This window comes from Mycobacterium decipiens (genome assembly GCF_963853665.1).
GTDB lineage: Bacteria > Actinomycetota > Actinomycetes > Mycobacteriales > Mycobacteriaceae > Mycobacterium > Mycobacterium decipiens.
In genome coordinates, this window is sequence record NZ_OY970459.1 from 1,564,950 (window position 1) to 1,581,986 (window position 17,037).

A 17,037-nucleotide genomic window follows, 5' to 3' on the forward strand; every position below is an offset into this window, starting at 1 on the left:
GGCGAGTCGCGCATGAGTGAATCGAGGCACTTCGAGATGGCATTGCAGACCCGCAAGCCGCGCACGCTGGCCGAGAAGGTTTGGGAAGACCACGTTGTGGTAGCCGGCTCGTCCGCTGAAGGCGGTGGACCCGACTTGATCTACATCGACTTGCATCTCGTGCACGAGGTCACCAGCCCGCAGGCTTTCGACGGTCTACGCCTGGCTGGGCGCCAGGTGCGGCGGCCCGATCTCACACTCGCGACCGAGGATCACAACGTGCCCACCCTCGACATCGACGAGCCGATTGCCGACCCGGTGTCTCGCACCCAGGTGGAGACGTTGCGCCGCAACTGTGCCGAATTCGGTATCCGGCTGCATCCGATGGGTGATATCGAGCAGGGCATCGTGCACGTCGTCGGACCGCAGCTGGGCCTGACCCAACCGGGGATGACGATCGTCTGCGGCGACAGCCACACCTCTACCCATGGCGCGTTCGGCGCCCTGGCGATGGGCATCGGCACCTCGGAGGTGGAGCATGTGCTCGCCACCCAGACGCTGCCGTTGCGGCCATTCAAGACGATGGCGGTCAATGTCGACGGGCAGTTGTCGGCGGGCGTGACGGCCAAGGACATCATCCTCGCGTTGATCGCCAAGATCGGCACTGGCGGCGGGCAGGGTCATGTCATCGAATATCGGGGCAGTGCCATCGAATCACTGTCCATGGAGGGCCGGATGACGATTTGCAACATGAGCATCGAAGCCGGGGCCCGCGCGGGCATGATTGCTCCCGACGAGACCACCTACGAGTTCTTGCGCACCCGGCCGCACGCGCCCAGCGGTGCCAACTGGGACGCCGCGGTCGGCTACTGGCGACAATTGCGCACCGACCCCGGCGCGGTGTTCGACACCGAGGTGTATCTCGACGCCGCCTCATTGAGCCCCTTCGTAACCTGGGGCACCAATCCGGGCCAGGGGGTGCCGCTGGCAGCCGCCGTGCCGGATCCCCAACTGATGACCGACGACGCCCAGCGGCAGGCCGCCGAGAAAGCGTTGGCGTACATGGACCTTCGACCCGGCATTGCGATGCGCGATATTCAGGTCGATGCGGTGTTCGTCGGGTCGTGCACCAATGGTCGCATCGAAGATCTGCGGGTGGTGGCCGAGGTGTTGCGTGGCCGCAAGGTCGCCGACGGCGTCCGGATGTTGATCGTGCCGGGCTCGATGAGGGTGCGCGCCCAGGCTGAGGCCGAGGGACTCGGAGAGATCTTCACCAAGGCGGGCGCGGAATGGCGGCAAGCGGGATGTTCTATGTGCCTAGGTATGAACCCCGATCAGCTCGCGCCCGGGGAGCGCTGCGCCGCGACATCCAACCGCAACTTCGAGGGGCGGCAGGGCAAGGGTGGCCGCACACATTTGGTGTCCCCAGCCGTCGCCGCCGCCACCGCGGTTCGCGGCACGCTGTCCGCACCGGCCGACTTGAACTGAAATACGAGTAGGAATCAGCATGGAAACCTTTCACACCCACACTGGGATCGGCGTGCCCCTGCGGCGGTCCAATGTCGACACCGATCAGATCATCCCCGCGGTCTTTCTGAAGCGCGTCACCCGAACCGGATTCGAGGACGGCCTGTTCGCGAGCTGGCGCTCGGATCCTTCATTCGTGCTAAACCTCAGCCCCTTTGACCGGGGTTCGGTCTTGGTCGCCGGGCCCGATTTCGGCACCGGATCTTCGCGAGAGCATGCGGTCTGGGCGCTCATGGACTACGGATTCCGGGTGGTTATCTCGTCCCGGTTCGGAGACATCTTTCGGGGCAACGCGGGCAAGGCGGGGCTGCTGGCTGCCGAAGTCGCCCAAGATGATGTGGAGCTCCTTTGGAAGCTCATCGAGCAGAGTCCGGGCTTGGAAATCACTGCCAATCTTCAAGATCGAAATATTACTGCGGGAACAGTGGTGCTGCCGTTCAAGATTGACGACCACACGGCGTGGCGACTGCTAGAAGGTCTTGACGATATAGCCCTTACGCTGCGAAAACTCGACGAAATCGAGGCCTTCGAAGCTGCGTATCCGCTCTGGAAGCCGCGCACTCTACCCACCCCCTGACGAGTCGGCCACACGAAATATCGGCGCCGCCCTTCGGGGCAACATCGGCCATTTTGGGGCCGCCCACCGGTCAAGGGCGGCAACCGGATTGCGAAAAACCGGGTCGTTGGTTCGGTGAAATTGCGCGTGGCTCTTGGAAATCAGCTGGGTAAGGGTTTACCGTGTCCACTAGTCGGTTCCAAACGAGGACCACTGGTTTCGGAGGGTTGGGATGAACAAAGCAGAGCTCATTGACGTGCTCACACAGAAATTGGGCTCGGACCGTCGGCAGGCGACCGCCGCCGTCGAGAATGTCGTCGACACGATTGTGCGTGCGGTACACAAGGGTGACAGCGTCACCATTACCGGCTTCGGTGTGTTCGAACAGCGTCGCCGCGCGGCTCGCGTGGCCCGCAATCCGCGTACCGGCGAGACCGTGAAGGTGAGGCCGACGTCGGTTCCGGCGTTCCGTCCGGGCGCGCAATTCAAAGCGGTTGTGTCTGGCGCACAGCGTCTCCCGTCAGAAGGGCCCGCTGTGAAACGTGGAGTGGCCACCAGCGCGGCCAAGAAGGCGGCGAAGAAGGCGCCTGCTAGGAAGGCGACCAAGGCCACTACGTCTACGTCGCGGGCCAAGAAGGCGGTGACCAAGGCGCCCGCCAGGAAAGCGGCGACCAAGGCGCCCGCCAAAAAGACGGTGACCAAGGCGCCCGCCAAGAAGGCGGTGACCAAGGCCACGAAGGCGCCCGCCAAGAAGGTGACCAAAGTGGTCAAGAAGGCCACTACTGCTAGGGCCAAGGCACCGGTGCGCAAGGCGGCGACCAAGGCGCCGGCGAAGAAGGCAGCAACGAAGCGGCCGGCCAGCAAGGCTCCTGCCAAGAAGGCAACGGCACGGCGCGGTCGCAAGTAGGCCAGTGCACGCGGATACCCTTCGGACGGCAGCGCTACGACGAAGGGTATCCGCGTGTTAGGCCCGCACGTTGGCGGCCAGCGCTCCGCCGATATGGTCGGCTGTCACGACCCTGCCGGCTGACAATGACAGCACCCACGTACTGCCTTTGTGATTGCGGGATTTGTCCGGTTGGACTCCGTCGCGCTCGCACCACCATGCGATCAGATCGGGAATGACCTTTCCCTGTGTGCAGATCACCGGTGTGCCTGCCTGAGCCGCGAGCCGCAGGACGCGGCGCCGGCCGCGTTTAGGGTTCTTGGCGTAAGCCTCCTCGGTCAGAGCTGGCTCGCTACTAATAGCCACACCCAGCTCTGCGGCGAGCGGTTCCATCGTCTGGTGGCAGCGCACCCGGTCGGCCGCATAAACGTCGGTGGCACCGAACGCCAGCAGCTGTGGCACCAACGCCTCCGCCTGCGCGCGTCCTTTCTTGTCCAACGGTCGCTTGGTGTCGTCCCCGGAGAAGCGTGCCTTGCTACCCGCGGTGCCGTGCCGCACCACCAGCACCGTCTTCGTGTCCGCCGGGTGTTTGGCGAACCGGCGCAAGACCTTTCGGTCCAGGGCGTAGTCTAGTTTGTTCATCGCGTCGGGAACCGATAGCCAGACCAGCTCATCGACTTCACTTCCGGGGGAGAATTCCCCGCCGGTGCTGCGCGCTGCCCAATAGTGCACCTTCTTGACGCTTCGGGCGGGTGAGTCGATCGGGTAACTCACCGCGAGGATCCGCCTGCCCAGGCTGGCGTGGTGACCGGTCTCCTCGAGTATCTCTCGCACGGCACCCACTGGTGCGGTCTCGCCCGGATCCACTTTGCCCTTGGGCAGGGACCAGTCGTCGTAGCGGGGGCGGTGGATCACAGCTATCTCGACCGTCTCGCCCGAACTGGCAGCACGGGGTCGCCAGAGCACCGCACCGGCGGCATACACGGTCCCGCCCGACGAACGCCCGCGGGCGGATGAGTTCTGGATCGACACCTCAACTCCTGCAGGTCAATTCGGCCAGAGCCGCTCGCGGTCGTGGATGTGGTCGGTGTAGTGGTCGGAATCGGCACGCAGTGTCAGGGGCTGCGGTGCCGCTCCATCCGCGATTCCTGGTGGTCGCGCACGCTATGGCCTTCCTGCGGCGACGCGGTCCACTGCCCGTCGGGCCCGAGCACCCAGCACCGGGTGGACGGGTCCAGCGTGGACTCGAACAATTCGTCCAGCTGCGCGGTCAGCCGCGGGTCTTTGACATGAGCCATAACTTCGACTCGCCGGTCCAGATTGCGGTGCATCATGTCGGCGCTACCGATCCAGAACTCGTCGATAGCGCGGAAATGCAGAATTCGAGAGTGCTCCAGGAAGCGGCCGAGAATCGAGCGCACGATGATGTTTTCGGATAGGCCCTCCGCGCCTGGGCGTAGCGCGCAGATGCCGCGCACCACCACCTCTACCCGCACACCTGCCCGCGACGCGCGGTACAGCGCATCGATGACCTGTTCGTCGACAAGTGCGTTCATTTTCAGCCGGATGCGGCCCATACCCCGGTCACGGTGCGCAGCGACCTCTCGCTCGACGCGGTCAATGATGCCGGTGCGGATTCCGTGCGGGGCCACCAACAAGTTGCGGTAGGACAGCTTGCGTGAGTAGCCGGTGAGCGAATTGAACAAATCGGTCAGGTCGGCGCCGATATCGGGCGCGGCCGTCAGCAGCCCGACGTCCTCGTAGAGTCGCGCCGTCTTGCTGTTGTAGTTGCCGGTCCCGATATGGCAGTACCGCCGGATCGTGGGACCTTCGCGGCGCACCACCATCGCGGTCTTGCAGTGCGTCTTGAGCCCGACGAGCCCGTAGGCCACATGCACGCCCGCTTGCTCGAGTGCACGTGCCCAGGCGATGTTGGCTTGTTCGTCGAAGCGTGCCTTGATCTCGACCAGTGCCACCACTTGCTTTCCGGCTTCGGCGGCGTCGATCAACGCCCGGACGATCGGCGAATCGCCGGAGGTGCGGTACAGCGTCTGCTTGATCGCCAGTACGTTGGGGTCGGCGGCGGCCTGCTCGATGAAACGCTGCACGCTGGTGGAGAACGAGTCATACGGATGGTGCACCAGCACATCGCCTTCGCGCAGCGTCGCGAAGATGCTCTTGGGTGTTTCCCGCTCGGCGAAGGCGGGGTGGGTGGCTGGAACGAATGTCCGATCCTTGAGCGCGGGCCGGTCCACGGCGTAGACCTGCCACAACGACGACAGGTCCAACAGCCCGGGCACTTCGATGACATCGCCGGGATGCACGTCGAGTTCGCGTAGCAGCAGCTCCAGCATGCTCTCGGTCATGTCGTCCGCGATCTCAAGCCGCACCGGCGAACCGAACCGCCGCCGGGCCAGTTCTCGCTCGAGCGCCTGCAGCAGATCCTCGTCGCGGTCCTCCTCAACCTCGAAGTCGGCATTGCGGGTGATGCGAAACGCGTGATGCTCGACGATCTCCATGCCCGGGAACAGCACCGGAAGGAAGGCCGCGATCAGCTCCTCCATCGGCAGGAACCGGAGCACGGTTCGGCCTTCGGTCCCCACAGCTTCGTCGCCGCCCTCGGGTGCTGCGAGTTCGACGAAGCGGTCGACGTTGTCGGGCACCTTGACCCGTGCGAAATGCTGGGTGCCGTCCTCAGGTTGGCGCACCGTGACCGCCAGGTTCAGGCTCAACCCGCTGACAAAGGGGAAGGGGTGGGCGGGATCGACGGCCAGCGGCGTCAGGACGGGGAAGACTTGCTCATTGAAATAGGTCGACAGATGGTTGCGCTCAGCCTGATCCAAATCGGCCCAGGTGACGATGTAGATGCCCTCCTCGCCGAGCGCGGGTCGCACCGAATCCAGGAATACACGTGCGTGCCGGCTGGCGAGTTGCTGCGTCTGCTCGCCGATCCGGCCCAGTTGTTCGCGCGGTGTCAGACCGTCGGCGGAGCGAACCGACAACCCCATCTCGTCGCGGCGTTTGAGGCCGGCCACCCGGACCATGTAGAACTCATCGAGATTGGACGCGAAGATCGCCAGAAACTTGGCGCGCTCCAGCAATGGCAGTGAGTTGTCGGCGGCCAGGGCAAGCACGCGCGCGTTGAAGTCCAGCCAACTCAGCTCCCTGTTCAGGTAGCGGTCGGAGGGTAGCTGGTCGCTTATCGCGGCGGGGGTCGCAGCGGGCGGCGCTGCCAGGGCCGCGTCGCCTGGACGCCGCGCATTCTCCTCGGGCCGCACATCTGTGACGGGAGTGGTTTCGATTTCGGTCACCCTGCGATCATTGCCTATCACCCGGTGGCGTTGCCAGCACTGCGCGGGCAGAGGTTCGCGGTTGGTCTGCCGTTTACCCGCTGGATGCCTCGCCGCGTGGCCGCGTCCCCGTCAACGACGTGCGACGGCTCGCGCGGTCGCGGGCCCCACCCCGAGCTGCCGGGCGGCGGTCAGGTCGGCGGGCGTGTCGACGTCGCAGCGCAGGCCGGGCCAGGCGCCCGTCAGCTCGATCGCGCCCGAACGGCGGTGCCGCCCGGATGAATCCGGCCCGAACTGCGGATCGAGCGCGGTTCCGAACGCGCACAGTACCGCTGTGCCGGTCCCCAGCCGGTCGGCGACAAAGCTGCGCCGATGGTGGCGCGCCGCCGAGATCGCCTCGGCGAGTTCCTGAGTCTGCAATGCCGGCAAATCACCTTGCAGCACAACGATATTGGAGAAGGAACCGGCGACCACTCGTTCGGCGGCGGCGATGGCGTTGTTCAGTGGGTCGGCATCGTCTTCGGGAGTCGGGTCGGCCAGCACGTCGGCTCCGAGTTCGGCTGCCGCAGCCGCCGCGGCTTTGTCGGGTGTGATGACCGTGATCGAGCTCAGGGAGCCGACACCGGCTGCGGCGGTCAATGTGTCGGCGAGCATGGCCAGCACCACGTGCTCCCGAGTTCGCGCCGAGAACACCGGAGCCAACCGGGTCTTGGCGGCGGCCAACCGCTTGACGGCGATGATCAGCGCGACATCACCTTTGCCGTCGGCCCGTCTGCCGCTCATGAAGGTCATCCTGCCAGCGCTGATCCGCGCGTCGTCCGCGAGTGTCACGCTAGCGTGGTCCTGACAGCCGAACGTCGCGCTAGCGTGATGACGACTCGCCGGTGGGTCTAGGGTGTAGCGGCGCAATGCCGAATTGACGACACACGGGGGTGGTGGATGGTCGGTACGGGAAGCACAGTGGCGGTGATGGGCGCCGGTGCATGGGGCACGGTCCTGGCCAAGGTGCTCGTCGACGCCGGCGGTGAGGTCATCCTGTGGGCGCGGCGAGCCGAGGTCGCCGACCAGATCAATTCCACCCGCTACAACCCCGACTATTTGCCCGGCACGCTGTTGCCGCCGGGCATCCGGGCGACCGCGGATGCGGGGGAAGCACTCGCGGGCGTGACGACGGTGCTGCTGGGAGTGCCGGCGCAGACCATGCGGGCCAATCTCGAGCAGTGGGCCGGTTTATTCTGCGACGGCGCGACCCTGGTCAGCCTGGCCAAGGGCATTGAACTCGGCACGCTGATGCGGATGAGCCAGGTCATCCTGTCTGTGACCGGGGTGGACCCCAGCCAGGTCGCGGTGATTTCGGGACCCAACCTGGCCAGCGAGATCGCCCAATGCCAGCCCGCCGCCACCGTCGTCGCATGCAGTGACTCCGGCCGCGCGGTCGCCTTGCAGCGCATGCTGAACAGCGGGTACTTCCGGCCGTACACCAACGCCGATGTCGTCGGCACCGAGATCGGCGGGGCATGCAAGAACGTCATCGCGCTTGCGTGCGGGATGGCGGTCGGCGTCGGGCTGGGCGAGAACACCGCTGCGGCGATCATTACCCGGGGGCTGGCGGAGATCATCCGGCTCGGGACGGCACTCGGCGCCAACGGCGCGACGCTGGCCGGTCTGGCGGGGGTGGGTGATCTGGTCGCCACCTGCACCTCACCACGTTCGCGCAACCGGTCGTTCGGCGAACGCCTGGGTCGGGGCGAGACGATGCAGTCAGCACTGCACGGCTCTCCCGACGGCCGAGATGGCCACGTCGTCGAGGGGGTTACGTCGTGCGAGTCCGTGCTCGCGCTGGCGTCCAGCTACGACGTTGAAATGCCACTCACCGACGCGGTACACCGGGTCTGTCACCGGGCACTGTCGGTGGACGAGGCAATAGCGCGGCTGTTGGGGCGTCGCACCAAGCCCGAATGAGCCCGACCCAGCAAGTCCGACCCGGGCGCGACGCAACCGGTAGCCTCTTTAGGTTGTGAGTGCCAACGATCGGTCCCTGGGGCCACGGCCGTCACCCGATGGCCGTGTCCGCGTGGCCGTCGTGTTCGGTGGGCGCAGCAACGAGCACGCCATCTCATGCGTGTCCGCCGGCAGCATCCTGCGCAACCTGGATCCACGGCGGTTCGACGTGATCGCGGTCGGCATCACCCCGGAAGGTTCGTGGGTGCTCACCGATCCCAACCCGGACGCCCTGGCGATTGCAAACCGGGTGTTACCGCAGGTCCACGCCGGATCGGGGACCGAGCTGGCGCTGCCCGCCGATCCGCGGCGCGGTGGCCAGTTGGTGTCGCTGCCACCCGGCGCCGGTGACGTTCTGGCTTCGGTCGACGTGGTGTTTCCCGTGCTGCACGGCCCCTACGGTGAGGACGGGACGATCCAGGGACTGCTCGAACTCGCCGAGGTCCCCTACGTGGGCGCCGGTGTGCTGGCCAGTGCCGTGGGCCTGGACAAAGAATTCACCAAGAAGCTGCTCGCTGCCGATGGGCTTCCGGTGGGCGCCCACGCGGTGCTGCGGCCGTCGCGGCCGACGCTGCATCGGCAGGAGTGCGAGCGGCTGGGTTTGCCGGTGTTCGTCAAACCCGCCCGAGGCGGCTCGTCGATCGGAGTCAGCCGGGTGACGAGTTGGGATCAGCTGCCCGCCGCGATTGCGCAGGCCCGCCGGCATGACCCGAAGGTGATTGTCGAGGCCGCGATCAACGGCCGCGAGCTGGAATGCGGTGTGCTGGAAATGCCCGACGGCACGGTGGAAGCGAGCACGTTGGGGGAGATCCGGGTGGCCGGGGTGCGGGGGCGTGAGGATTCCTTTTACGACTTCGCGACCAAATATCTCGACGACGCGGCCGAATTGGACGTGCCCGCAAAGGTCGATGACGACGTCGCCGACGCGGTTCGTCAGCTGGCGATCCGGGCGTTCACGGCCATCGACTGCCAGGGGCTGGCCAGAGTGGACTTTTTCCTCACCGACGACGGGCCGGTGATCAACGAGCTCAACACGATGCCAGGATTCACCACGATCTCCATGTATCCGCGGATGTGGGCGGCCAGCGGTGTCGACTATCCGACCCTGCTGGCGACGATGGTGGAAACCGCGTTGGCGCGGGGTGTGGGCCTGCGCTGACCCCGCGCTATCGAGCTGGCGCCGGGTCGATCGGCACCGCGGCGATAGTGTGGTCGATCACATCTGACAACTCCTGGATTGGGGTGGGCCCCGATCCCGAGGGAAGGGTCAGCGCCACATACACCGGCCGGTCCACGGTGTACCAGGTGGACCGGCCCGGCTCGCCGGCGGATTCTGCGGTCACCCGAAACCACTGCACCCGGTCGACAACCTGTACGGGTGAACCCACCACGAACTCGGCGGGTCGGTCGAGTCCACAGCGCATAATCACCGGCGCGCCGTCCGGGGGCGCCCGCCAGGCTGTCGCACCCTCGGGCGCTGGCGAAGTGACGGGTGCGCGCTGATACTCGCCGAGTTGCTGCGGCAGCGCCGCCACCAGTGCTTTGCAGGCGGGACTGGCGGCCTGCGGGGCGGGCACGGCCGGAATGGCCAGGGGTTTTGGGGGGTGCTGCGGCGCTTGGCGGTTCGCCGCGACAACCAGGATTACCCCGATCGTCACCACCGCCAGCGCCACCGCGGCGATCATCAGCGCGCGCGGTGGCCCGTCGGACTCGGCTGTCACCTGCGGGGCCACCTCTCGACTCTCATACACTGGCGCGGTCCGCTCGCGCCGGCAGGGACCCAACTTACCGCAGGTCGGGCGAGGTGCTCGGGGGCCCGTCAGGGCCGCACAACGCCGGAGGAGGTGGCGTGCGCGATGACGCATCGGGGGAGTCCCCGACGCTGCAACAGCTAGGTGAGTTCACCGTGATCGACCGGTTGGTGCGCGGGCGTCGACAGCCCGCCACGGTGATGCTCGGGCCCGGCGACGACGCCGCGGTGGTGTCGGCTGGCGATGGCCGCACGGTGGTGTCGACGGACATGCTCGTGCAGGACAGGCACTTCCGGTTGGACTGGTCGACACCGCAGGACGTCGGCCGCAAGGCGATCGCTTCGAACGCCGCCGACATCGAGGCGATGGGCGCGCGAGTCACCGCGTTCGTGGTCGGCTTCGGAGCACCGCCCGATACGCCGGCGGCGCAGGTGAGCGCGCTGGTCGATGGAATGTGGGAGGAAGCGGGACGCCTCGGCACCGGTATCGCCGGCGGCGATCTGGTCAGCTGCGGCCGCTGGGTGGTGTCGGTCACCGCGCTTGGCGACCTCGACGGTCGCGCGCCGGTGCTGCGTTCCGGGGCGAAAGCTCCCTCGGTGCTTGCCATCGCCGGTGAGCCGGGCCGCTCGTCCGCCGGTTATGCCCTGTGGCGCAACGGGATTGAAGGCTTCACCGAATTGCGCCGCCGCCATCTGGTGCCGGAGCCGCCCTACGGCCAGGGCGTAGCGGCCGCCGCAGCCGGGGCTCAGGCGATGATCGACGTCTCCGACGGTCTGATCGCCGACCTGCGGCACGTCGCCGAGGCATCCGGGGTGAGCATCGACCTGTCTACCGCCGCGCTTGCCGCGGACCACGCTGCGCTGACCGCGGCCGCCGCCGCCGTGGGCGCTGATCCATGGTCGTGGGTGCTGGGCGGCGGTGAAGACCACGCCCTGCTGGCCTGCTTCGCCGGTGCGGCGCCGGCCGGGTGGCGCGTCATTGGCCGGGTACTGAACGGGCCCGCCCGGGTGCTTGTCGACGGCGTGCAGTGGCGTGGGTACGCGGGCTGGCAGTCGTTCGAGTAGTCGGGCAATCGACTAGGGTGACGCGGTGGCCCGTCCGCGCGCGAAAGGGGTGTAGTGACCGCACGGCCGTTGAGTGAACTCGTGGAGCGGGGGTGGGCTGGCGCGCTGGAGCCGGTGGCCGACCAGGTGGCTCAGCTGGGGCAGTTCTTGCGGGCCGAGATCGCGGCCGGGCGCAGGTACCTGCCAGCTGGACCGAATGTGTTGCGCGCCTTCACTTTCCCGTTCGACAATGTCCGGGTCCTGATCGTCGGGCAAGACCCATATCCGACCCCGGGGCATGCCGTGGGTCTGAGCTTCTCGGTGGCCCCCGAGGTACGCCCGCTGCCGCGCAGTCTGGCCAACATCTTCGACGAGTACACCGCGGATTTGGGCTATCCGCTGCCCTCGTGCGGCGATCTGACGCCCTGGGCGCAACGCGGTGTGCTGCTGCTGAACAGGGTGTTGACGGTGCGGCCGAGCAACCCGGCGTCGCACCGGGGCAAGGGCTGGGAAGCGGTGACGGAGTGCGCGATTCGGGCCCTGGCGGCGCGCGCACAGCCGCTGGTGGCGATCCTGTGGGGCCGCGACGCGTCGACCCTGAAGCCGATGCTGGCCGCGGGCGACTGCGTTGCGATTGAGTCGCCGCATCCCTCGCCGCTGTCGGCGGCGCGTGGGTTCTTCGGTTCCCGGCCGTTCAGTCGCGCCAACGAACTGCTCGTCGGGATGGGGGCCGAGCCGATCGATTGGCGGTTACCGTGACCGAGATTAGCCGCGGGTGACCTTGCCGGCCTTGATGCAGGACGTGCAGACGTTGAGTCGCTTTCTATTGCCGCCGGGACGGGTCACGGCGTGCACGGTCTGGACATTCGGGTCCCACCGGCGGCTGGTGCGGCGGTGGGAGTGCGACACCGACTTGCCGAAGCCGGGGCCTTTCCCGCAGATATCGCACACAGCGGCCATGCTTAAGCTCCTCAAATCTTCTTAGGTCCGGCGACCTGGCCGGAACCGCCCAGGCGTAGCGCGGGGCTAGCACAGGATAGCCACTGTTGCCGGCAACCACCAAACGATCAACTGCTCGGGACACGTCACAACCTGGCTGTCGTCGCGTCTGGCTAGGCTCGACGCGCCGGCTCTGTCATCGCTGTCCACATTGGGGCCGGGCTACGCTGGCGCCCACCGAGGGCTGGCGCGGAGGAGGTGGGTCAAGGGTGCGCACGCCGGATCGGCTGTTGGACGCCTCGGCCCTGCGGGACTGGGCGCACGCGGTCGTCAGCGACCTGATCATCCACATCGACGAGATCAACCGACTCAATGTATTCCCGGTCGCCGACTCCGATACCGGCGCCAACATGCTGTTCACCATGCGCGCCGCGGTTGCCGAGGCTGATTCGGCGGCGAGCGCGGGCGCTGGCGCGGAAGATGTCGCCCGGGTCGCGGCCGCCCTGTCGAGTGGCGCCCTGACCGGAGCGCGCGGCAACTCCGGTGTGATCCTGTCCCAGATCTTGCGGGGGATCGCCGACGTGACCGCGAGCGCGGCCGCCTCCGGCGGGACATTGTCCGCGGTCGACGCCAACGTGCTGGGGGCCGCGTTGTGGCGTGGCGTCGAGCTGGTCGTCGCTTCGATGGGGGGTGTGGAGATCGGGGGAACCATAGTCTCGGTGCTGCGCGCCGCCGCCGGAGCCGTTGAACAGTGCGCAGACGAGGGGCTGGCCAGTGCGGTCATCGCCGCCGGTGACGCGGCTGTCGTCGCCCTGGAGAAGACGCCCGAGCAGCTTGACGTGCTGGCGGACGCGGGTGCGGTCGACGCCGGCGGTCGGGGCCTGCTGGTTCTATTGGACGCGTTGCGTTCGACGATCACCGGGCAAGCGCCCACCCGAGCGGTTTACCAGCCGTCGCCGCGCCCGTTGCCGGCCGACGCGGCGACTGACCGCCCCGTCCCGCAATTCGAGGTGATGTATCTGCTGGCTGGCTGCGATGCGGTAGCGGCGGACGAGCTAAGGGATCGGCTCGAGGAGTTGGGTGATTCGGTGGCCATCGCCGCTGCCGCGTCCGACAGCCACTCCGTGCATGTCCACACCGACGACGCCGGCGCCGCCGTTGAGGCCGGTTTGGCGGTGGGACGGCTGAGCCGGATCGTGATCTCGGCGCTGAGTTCGGGTGCCACCGGATTGCCGGCAGGCAGCTGGAGTCGGGGACGTGCCGTACTCGCGGTCGTCGACGGCGACGGTGCCGCGGAGTTGTTCGCAGCAGAGGGCGCCTGCGTGCTGCGGCCCGGTCCGAACGCCCTAGGTCCCGGCCCCGCACCCGGCGCCGACATCAGCGCCCACCAGCTGGTGCGTGCCGTGGTCGACACCGGCGCCGCGCAAGTGATGGTGCTGCCCAACGGCTATGTGGCCGTTGAAGAACTGGTGGCGGGTTGTGCCGCGGCCATCGGCTGGGGTGTCGACGTGGTGCCGGTGCCGACCGGATCGATGGTGCAGGGGCTGGCCGCGCTGGCTGTGCACGACCCGGGACGCCCGGCCGTCGACGATGGCTACACCATGGCCCGCGCCGCCGGCACCGTCCGGCACGGATCGGTGCGGATCGCCACGCAGAAGGCGTTGACCTGGGCCGGTACCTGCAAGCCGGGCGACGGCTTGGGTATCGCCGGCGATGAGGTGCTGATCGTCGCCCATGACGTCGCCGCGGCCGCGATCGGTCTGGTAGACCTGCTGTTGGCATCGGGAGGTGACCTGCTCACCGTGTTGGTCGGCGCCGGCCTCGACGACGATACGGCCGATGCCGAGATGGGTGGCATCCTGGAAAAGCATGTGCACGACCATCATCCGGGCACCGAGCTGGTGACCTACCGCACCGGCCATCGTGGTGACGCGCTGTTGATCGGGGTCGAGTAGCCATGGTGTCCCTGAGCGACCGGCTGGATTTCATCGTGGGCGCCAAGGCCGCTGACAACCTCGATGAAATCTTTGGCATCCGAACCGTGGACGATCTGCTGCGCCACTACCCACGCGGCTACACCGAGGGTGCATCGGTGCGCAGCACCGAGGAGAGCGGGGACGAGCGGCCACCGGCGGGTGAGCACATCACCGTCGTCGACGTCATCACGGAAACGGCGACGTTCCCCATGAAGAAGGACAGGAAGAAAAAGTGTCACCGCATCACCGTCGGCTCCGGCCGCAACAAGGTGACCGCCACGTTCTTCAACGCGAACTACATCAGCAAGGATCTCACCAAACACACGCGGGTGATGCTTTCCGGGGAAGTCGGGTTCTATAACGGCGTCATGCAGCTGACGCACCCCGCGTTCCTCATCCTCGACTCGCCGGACGGAAAACAGCACGGCACCAGGTCACTGAAAAGCATCGCGGTCGCCTCGCAGCGAACCAGGGGCGAGCTCGCGATAGAGGACTTCGAGCGTCGCTTCTTTCCTATTTATCCGGCCAGCACCAAAATGCAGAGCTGGGACATCTTCGCCTGCGTGCGCCAGGTGCTCGATGTACTTGATCCGGTGGCTGATCCGTTGCCTGCGGAGCTGCGCGACGAGCTGGGCCTCATCTGCGAAGATGAAGCGCTGCGCGCCATCCATACCTCCGAAAGCGAGGCCGAACGTCGGCGCGCCCTTGACCGTCTGACCTTCGACGAAGCCATCGGTCTGCAGTGGGCGCTGGTCACGCGGCGGTACGGTGAGCTCTCGGAGACGGGGCCGGTGGCGCAGCCACGGTCCGATGGTCTGGCGGCCCAACTGTTGGGACGGCTGCCGTTCGAGCTAACCGGGGGACAGCGTGAGGTGCTGGGCGTACTGTCCGACGGGCTTGCGGCGGCCCGCCCGATGAACCGCCTGCTGCAAGGTGAGGTCGGGTCGGGCAAGACGATTCTCGCGGTGCTGGCGATGCTGCAAATGGTCGACGCAGGTTACCAGTGCGCGCTGCTGGCTCCGACAGAAGTCCTTGCCGCACAACATCTTCAGTCAATCCGAGAGGTCCTCGGCCCGTTGGCGATGGGCGGTCAGCTGGGTGGTGCGGATAACGCCACCCGGGTGGCGCTGCTCTCCGGCTCGATGACGGCGGCGCAGAAGAAGCAGGTCCGTGCCGAGATTGGCAGCGGCCAGGTGGGCATCGTTATCGGCACTCACGCGCTGTTGCAGGACACGGTGGAGTTCGACAACCTGGGCATGGTGGTGGTCGACGAGCAGCACCGGTTCGGCGTCGAGCAGCGAGACCAATTGCGCGCCAAGGCTCAAGCCGGCATCACCCCGCACCTGCTGGTGATGACCGCGACGCCGATACCCCGCACCGTCGCGCTTACCGTCTACGGCGACCTGGAGACCTCGACACTGCGCGAACTCCCAGGCGGACGTCAGCCGATCACCACCAACGTCATCTTCGTACGGGACAAGCCCGCCTGGCTTCAACGCGCATGGCAGCGCATCGTCGAGGAGGTAGCGGCGGGCCGTCAGGTCTATGTGGTGACGCCCCGGATCGACGAGACCGATGACTTCGAAGCCGACCAGGGCGCCCGGCCTGCAGAGACCGCCGTGGGTCTGTTCGCCCGATTGCGTTCCAACGAGCTGGCGAGCCTGCGGCTGGCGCTCATGCACGGGAGGTTGTCGGCCGACGACAAAGACGCCGCGATGAACGCATTTCGCGCGGGTGACATCGATGTGTTGGTGTGCACCACCGTCATCGAGGTAGGCGTCGACGTCGCCAACGCCACGGTCATGCTGGTAATGGACGCCGACCGTTTCGGCATCAGCCAGTTGCATCAGCTGCGTGGCCGCATCGGGCGCGGCGAGCATCCGAGCCTATGTCTGCTGGCCAGCTGGGTGTCACCGGGATCGGCGGCCGGTCGGCGGTTGCGTGCCGTCGCCGAGACAATGGACGGGTTCGCCCTTGCCGACCTGGACCTTAAGGAGCGCCGGGAAGGAGATGTGCTGGGCCGCAACCAATCCGGCAAGGCGATAACCCTACGGTTGCTGTCGCTGGCCGATCACCGGGAGTTCATCGAGGCCGCCCGGGATTTCTGCACCCGTGCCTATGCAGATGCGGCCGTGACCGCGCACTCCGGATTGGCGCTGCTGGCAGCGCGATTCACCAACACCGATCGCATCGAATACCTGGATAAGTCGTGAACCGCAAAATGCTGCTGTGGCTGTCGGCGGTCGCGGTGCTGGCCTTGGTGGTCGCGTACCAGACGCTGGGATCGTCGGCGGCCAAGCACGCTGACGAGTTCGCCGCACGCACCGACGTCCCGACGGTGCAACCCGGTGCCGACGTGCTCGAGGGCATTGCCGCGCTACCCAGGCGGATCCACCGCTACGACTACCGACGAGCGGCGTTCGGCGACCCCTGGGACGACAACAATGACGCGCCGGGCGGGCACAACGGGTGCGATACCCGCGACGACATCCTCGACCGAGATCTGATCGACAAAACGTATGTGTCGACCAAGCGGTGTCCGAATGCCGTGGCCACCGGCACCCTGCACGACCCGTACACCAACACCACCGTCGCCTTTCAACGAGGCGCAAAGGTCGGCCAATCGGTGCAGATCGACCACATCGTCCCGCTGTCGTACGCCTGGGACATGGGGGCCTACGGGTGGTCGGACCGCGAGCGGCTGCGTTTCGCCAACGATCCGGCCAACTTGCTCGCCGTGCAGGGGCAGGCAAATCAGGACAAGGGCGATTCGGCGCCGGCCCAATGGATGCCGCCGAACACCGCGTTCGCCTGTCAGTACGCGATGCAGTTCATCGCGGTGCTGCGCGGCTACTCGTTGCTGGTAGACGAGGCGTCGACGGGCGTGCTGCGTCAGGCCGCGGCGACCTGCCCGACCGGGTAGTGGTCGGCGGAGATATCGATCCCGTTCCGCTCGGTGTATTCCAGGCACGCGGCCGCACGGTCTTCGCCGTAAGTCACCCGGCAGCCGGCCGGAACAGTCGCGAACGCCGGCCGCGTCCACGTCATCAAACGGATTGGTACTCAACGGCTCTCCTGAGCAACGGCCG

At 67.0% G+C, this 17,037-nt stretch carries 16 protein-coding genes; 10 read left to right on the plus strand and 6 right to left on the minus strand.

The annotated features are described in order from the left end of the window. Positions 1-36 precede the first annotated feature (36 nt). The 3 genes from leuC (at position 37) to AADZ55_RS07300 (ending at position 2,969) form a co-directional block, all read left to right on the plus strand. On the plus strand, positions 37-1,467 hold the full coding sequence (gene leuC, locus AADZ55_RS07290) for a 3-isopropylmalate dehydratase large subunit (protein ID WP_085325449.1): 1,431 nt from the start codon (positions 37-39) through the stop codon (positions 1,465-1,467). 19 nt (positions 1,468-1,486) lie between these two features. Continuing rightward, complete coding sequence (gene leuD, locus AADZ55_RS07295) at positions 1,487-2,083, plus strand: 3-isopropylmalate dehydratase small subunit (RefSeq protein WP_085325448.1); 597 nt, start codon at positions 1,487-1,489, stop codon at positions 2,081-2,083. Between the two features lie 211 nt (positions 2,084-2,294). Beyond that, positions 2,295-2,969 (plus strand): HU family DNA-binding protein, encoded by a 675-nt coding sequence (locus AADZ55_RS07300; RefSeq protein WP_085325447.1) that lies wholly within the window; start codon positions 2,295-2,297, stop codon positions 2,967-2,969. Positions 2,970-3,026: 57 nt separating this feature from the next. On the opposite strand, the gene AADZ55_RS07305 is transcribed toward AADZ55_RS07300, so the two are convergent. The 3 genes from AADZ55_RS07305 to cofC all read right to left on the minus strand — a co-directional run bounded on the left by AADZ55_RS07305 (position 3,027) and on the right by cofC (position 7,021). Next, entirely contained in the window at positions 3,027-3,980 is a 954-nt protein-coding gene (locus AADZ55_RS07305) for an NUDIX hydrolase (RefSeq protein WP_085325446.1), read from the minus strand. 83 nt (positions 3,981-4,063) lie between these two features. Further along, positions 4,064-6,280 (minus strand): RNA degradosome polyphosphate kinase, encoded by a 2,217-nt coding sequence (locus AADZ55_RS07310; RefSeq protein WP_085325445.1) that lies wholly within the window; start codon positions 6,278-6,280, stop codon positions 4,064-4,066. A 90-nt stretch (positions 6,281-6,370) separates the two neighbouring features. Continuing rightward, positions 6,371-7,021 (minus strand): 2-phospho-L-lactate guanylyltransferase, encoded by a 651-nt coding sequence (gene cofC, locus AADZ55_RS07315; protein ID WP_085325468.1) that lies wholly within the window; start codon positions 7,019-7,021, stop codon positions 6,371-6,373. A gap of 156 nt (positions 7,022-7,177) precedes the next feature. On the opposite strand from cofC, the gene AADZ55_RS07320 reads away from it, so the two are divergent. Both AADZ55_RS07320 and AADZ55_RS07325 read left to right on the plus strand, forming a co-directional pair. After that, a complete protein-coding gene (locus AADZ55_RS07320; RefSeq protein WP_085325444.1) occupies positions 7,178-8,200 on the plus strand; it encodes an NAD(P)H-dependent glycerol-3-phosphate dehydrogenase in 1,023 nt (340 codons plus the stop codon). Between the two features lie 55 nt (positions 8,201-8,255). Then, entirely contained in the window at positions 8,256-9,398 is a 1,143-nt protein-coding gene (locus AADZ55_RS07325) for a D-alanine--D-alanine ligase family protein (protein ID WP_085325443.1), read from the plus strand. A 7-nt stretch (positions 9,399-9,405) separates the two neighbouring features. Here the strand turns inward: AADZ55_RS07325 and AADZ55_RS07330 are convergent, their stop codons facing one another. Continuing rightward, a complete protein-coding gene (locus AADZ55_RS07330; RefSeq protein WP_341286281.1) occupies positions 9,406-9,960 on the minus strand; it encodes a DUF3515 domain-containing protein in 555 nt (184 codons plus the stop codon). A 128-nt stretch (positions 9,961-10,088) separates the two neighbouring features. On the opposite strand from AADZ55_RS07330, the gene AADZ55_RS07335 reads away from it, so the two are divergent. After that, the gene (locus tag AADZ55_RS07335) at positions 10,089-11,054 is read left to right on the plus strand and encodes a thiamine-phosphate kinase (protein ID WP_085325442.1); all 966 of its coding nucleotides are present in this window, start codon (positions 10,089-10,091) and stop codon (positions 11,052-11,054) included. Between the two features lie 54 nt (positions 11,055-11,108). Then, complete coding sequence (locus AADZ55_RS07340; protein WP_085325441.1) at positions 11,109-11,792, plus strand: uracil-DNA glycosylase; 684 nt, start codon at positions 11,109-11,111, stop codon at positions 11,790-11,792. A 6-nt stretch (positions 11,793-11,798) separates the two neighbouring features. On the opposite strand, the gene rpmB is transcribed toward AADZ55_RS07340, so the two are convergent. After that, positions 11,799-11,993: a 50S ribosomal protein L28 gene (gene rpmB, locus AADZ55_RS07345; RefSeq protein WP_085325440.1), complete on the minus strand. Its 195-nt coding sequence runs from the start codon at positions 11,991-11,993 to the stop codon at positions 11,799-11,801. A 248-nt stretch (positions 11,994-12,241) separates the two neighbouring features. Here rpmB and AADZ55_RS07350 point away from each other — a divergent pair, with 248 nt between their 5' ends. From AADZ55_RS07350 to AADZ55_RS07360, 3 genes are read left to right on the plus strand one after another with little or no spacing between them, the layout of a single operon-like run. After that, the gene (locus tag AADZ55_RS07350; RefSeq protein WP_085325439.1) at positions 12,242-13,927 is read left to right on the plus strand and encodes a DAK2 domain-containing protein; all 1,686 of its coding nucleotides are present in this window, start codon (positions 12,242-12,244) and stop codon (positions 13,925-13,927) included. Between the two features lie 2 nt (positions 13,928-13,929). Continuing rightward, positions 13,930-16,161 carry an ATP-dependent DNA helicase RecG gene (gene recG, locus AADZ55_RS07355; protein WP_085325438.1) on the plus strand — a complete coding sequence of 744 codons (2,232 nt, stop codon included), beginning with the start codon at positions 13,930-13,932 and terminating at the stop codon, positions 16,159-16,161. Further along, the gene (locus AADZ55_RS07360) at positions 16,158-16,871 is read left to right on the plus strand and encodes an HNH endonuclease family protein (RefSeq protein ID WP_085325437.1); all 714 of its coding nucleotides are present in this window, start codon (positions 16,158-16,160) and stop codon (positions 16,869-16,871) included. Before recG ends, AADZ55_RS07360 begins: the two co-directional genes overlap by 4 nt. Here the strand turns inward: AADZ55_RS07360 and AADZ55_RS07365 are convergent. After that, a complete protein-coding gene (locus AADZ55_RS07365) occupies positions 16,841-16,996 on the minus strand; it encodes an MbtH family NRPS accessory protein (RefSeq protein ID WP_119184979.1) in 156 nt (51 codons plus the stop codon). The two genes, AADZ55_RS07360 and AADZ55_RS07365, sit on opposite strands and share 31 nt — an antisense overlap. Positions 16,997-17,037: the final 41 nt, after the last annotated feature.

Coding starts and splice junctions, on each gene's coding strand:
- recG (WP_085325438.1), top strand. CDS start 13,930: ATGGTGTCCCTGAGCGACCGGCTGGATTTCATCGTGGGCGCCAAGGCC.
- rpmB (WP_085325440.1), bottom strand. CDS start 11,993: ATGGCCGCTGTGTGCGATATCTGCGGGAAAGGCCCCGGCTTCGGCAAG.
- AADZ55_RS07365 (WP_119184979.1), bottom strand. CDS start 16,996: ATGACGTGGACGCGGCCGGCGTTCGCGACTGTTCCGGCCGGCTGCCGG.
- AADZ55_RS07320 (WP_085325444.1), top strand. CDS start 7,178: ATGGTCGGTACGGGAAGCACAGTGGCGGTGATGGGCGCCGGTGCATGG.
- leuD (WP_085325448.1), top strand. CDS start 1,487: ATGGAAACCTTTCACACCCACACTGGGATCGGCGTGCCCCTGCGGCGG.
- leuC (WP_085325449.1), top strand. CDS start 37: ATGGCATTGCAGACCCGCAAGCCGCGCACGCTGGCCGAGAAGGTTTGG.
- cofC (WP_085325468.1), bottom strand. CDS start 7,021: ATGAGCGGCAGACGGGCCGACGGCAAAGGTGATGTCGCGCTGATCATC.
- AADZ55_RS07300 (WP_085325447.1), top strand. CDS start 2,295: ATGAACAAAGCAGAGCTCATTGACGTGCTCACACAGAAATTGGGCTCG.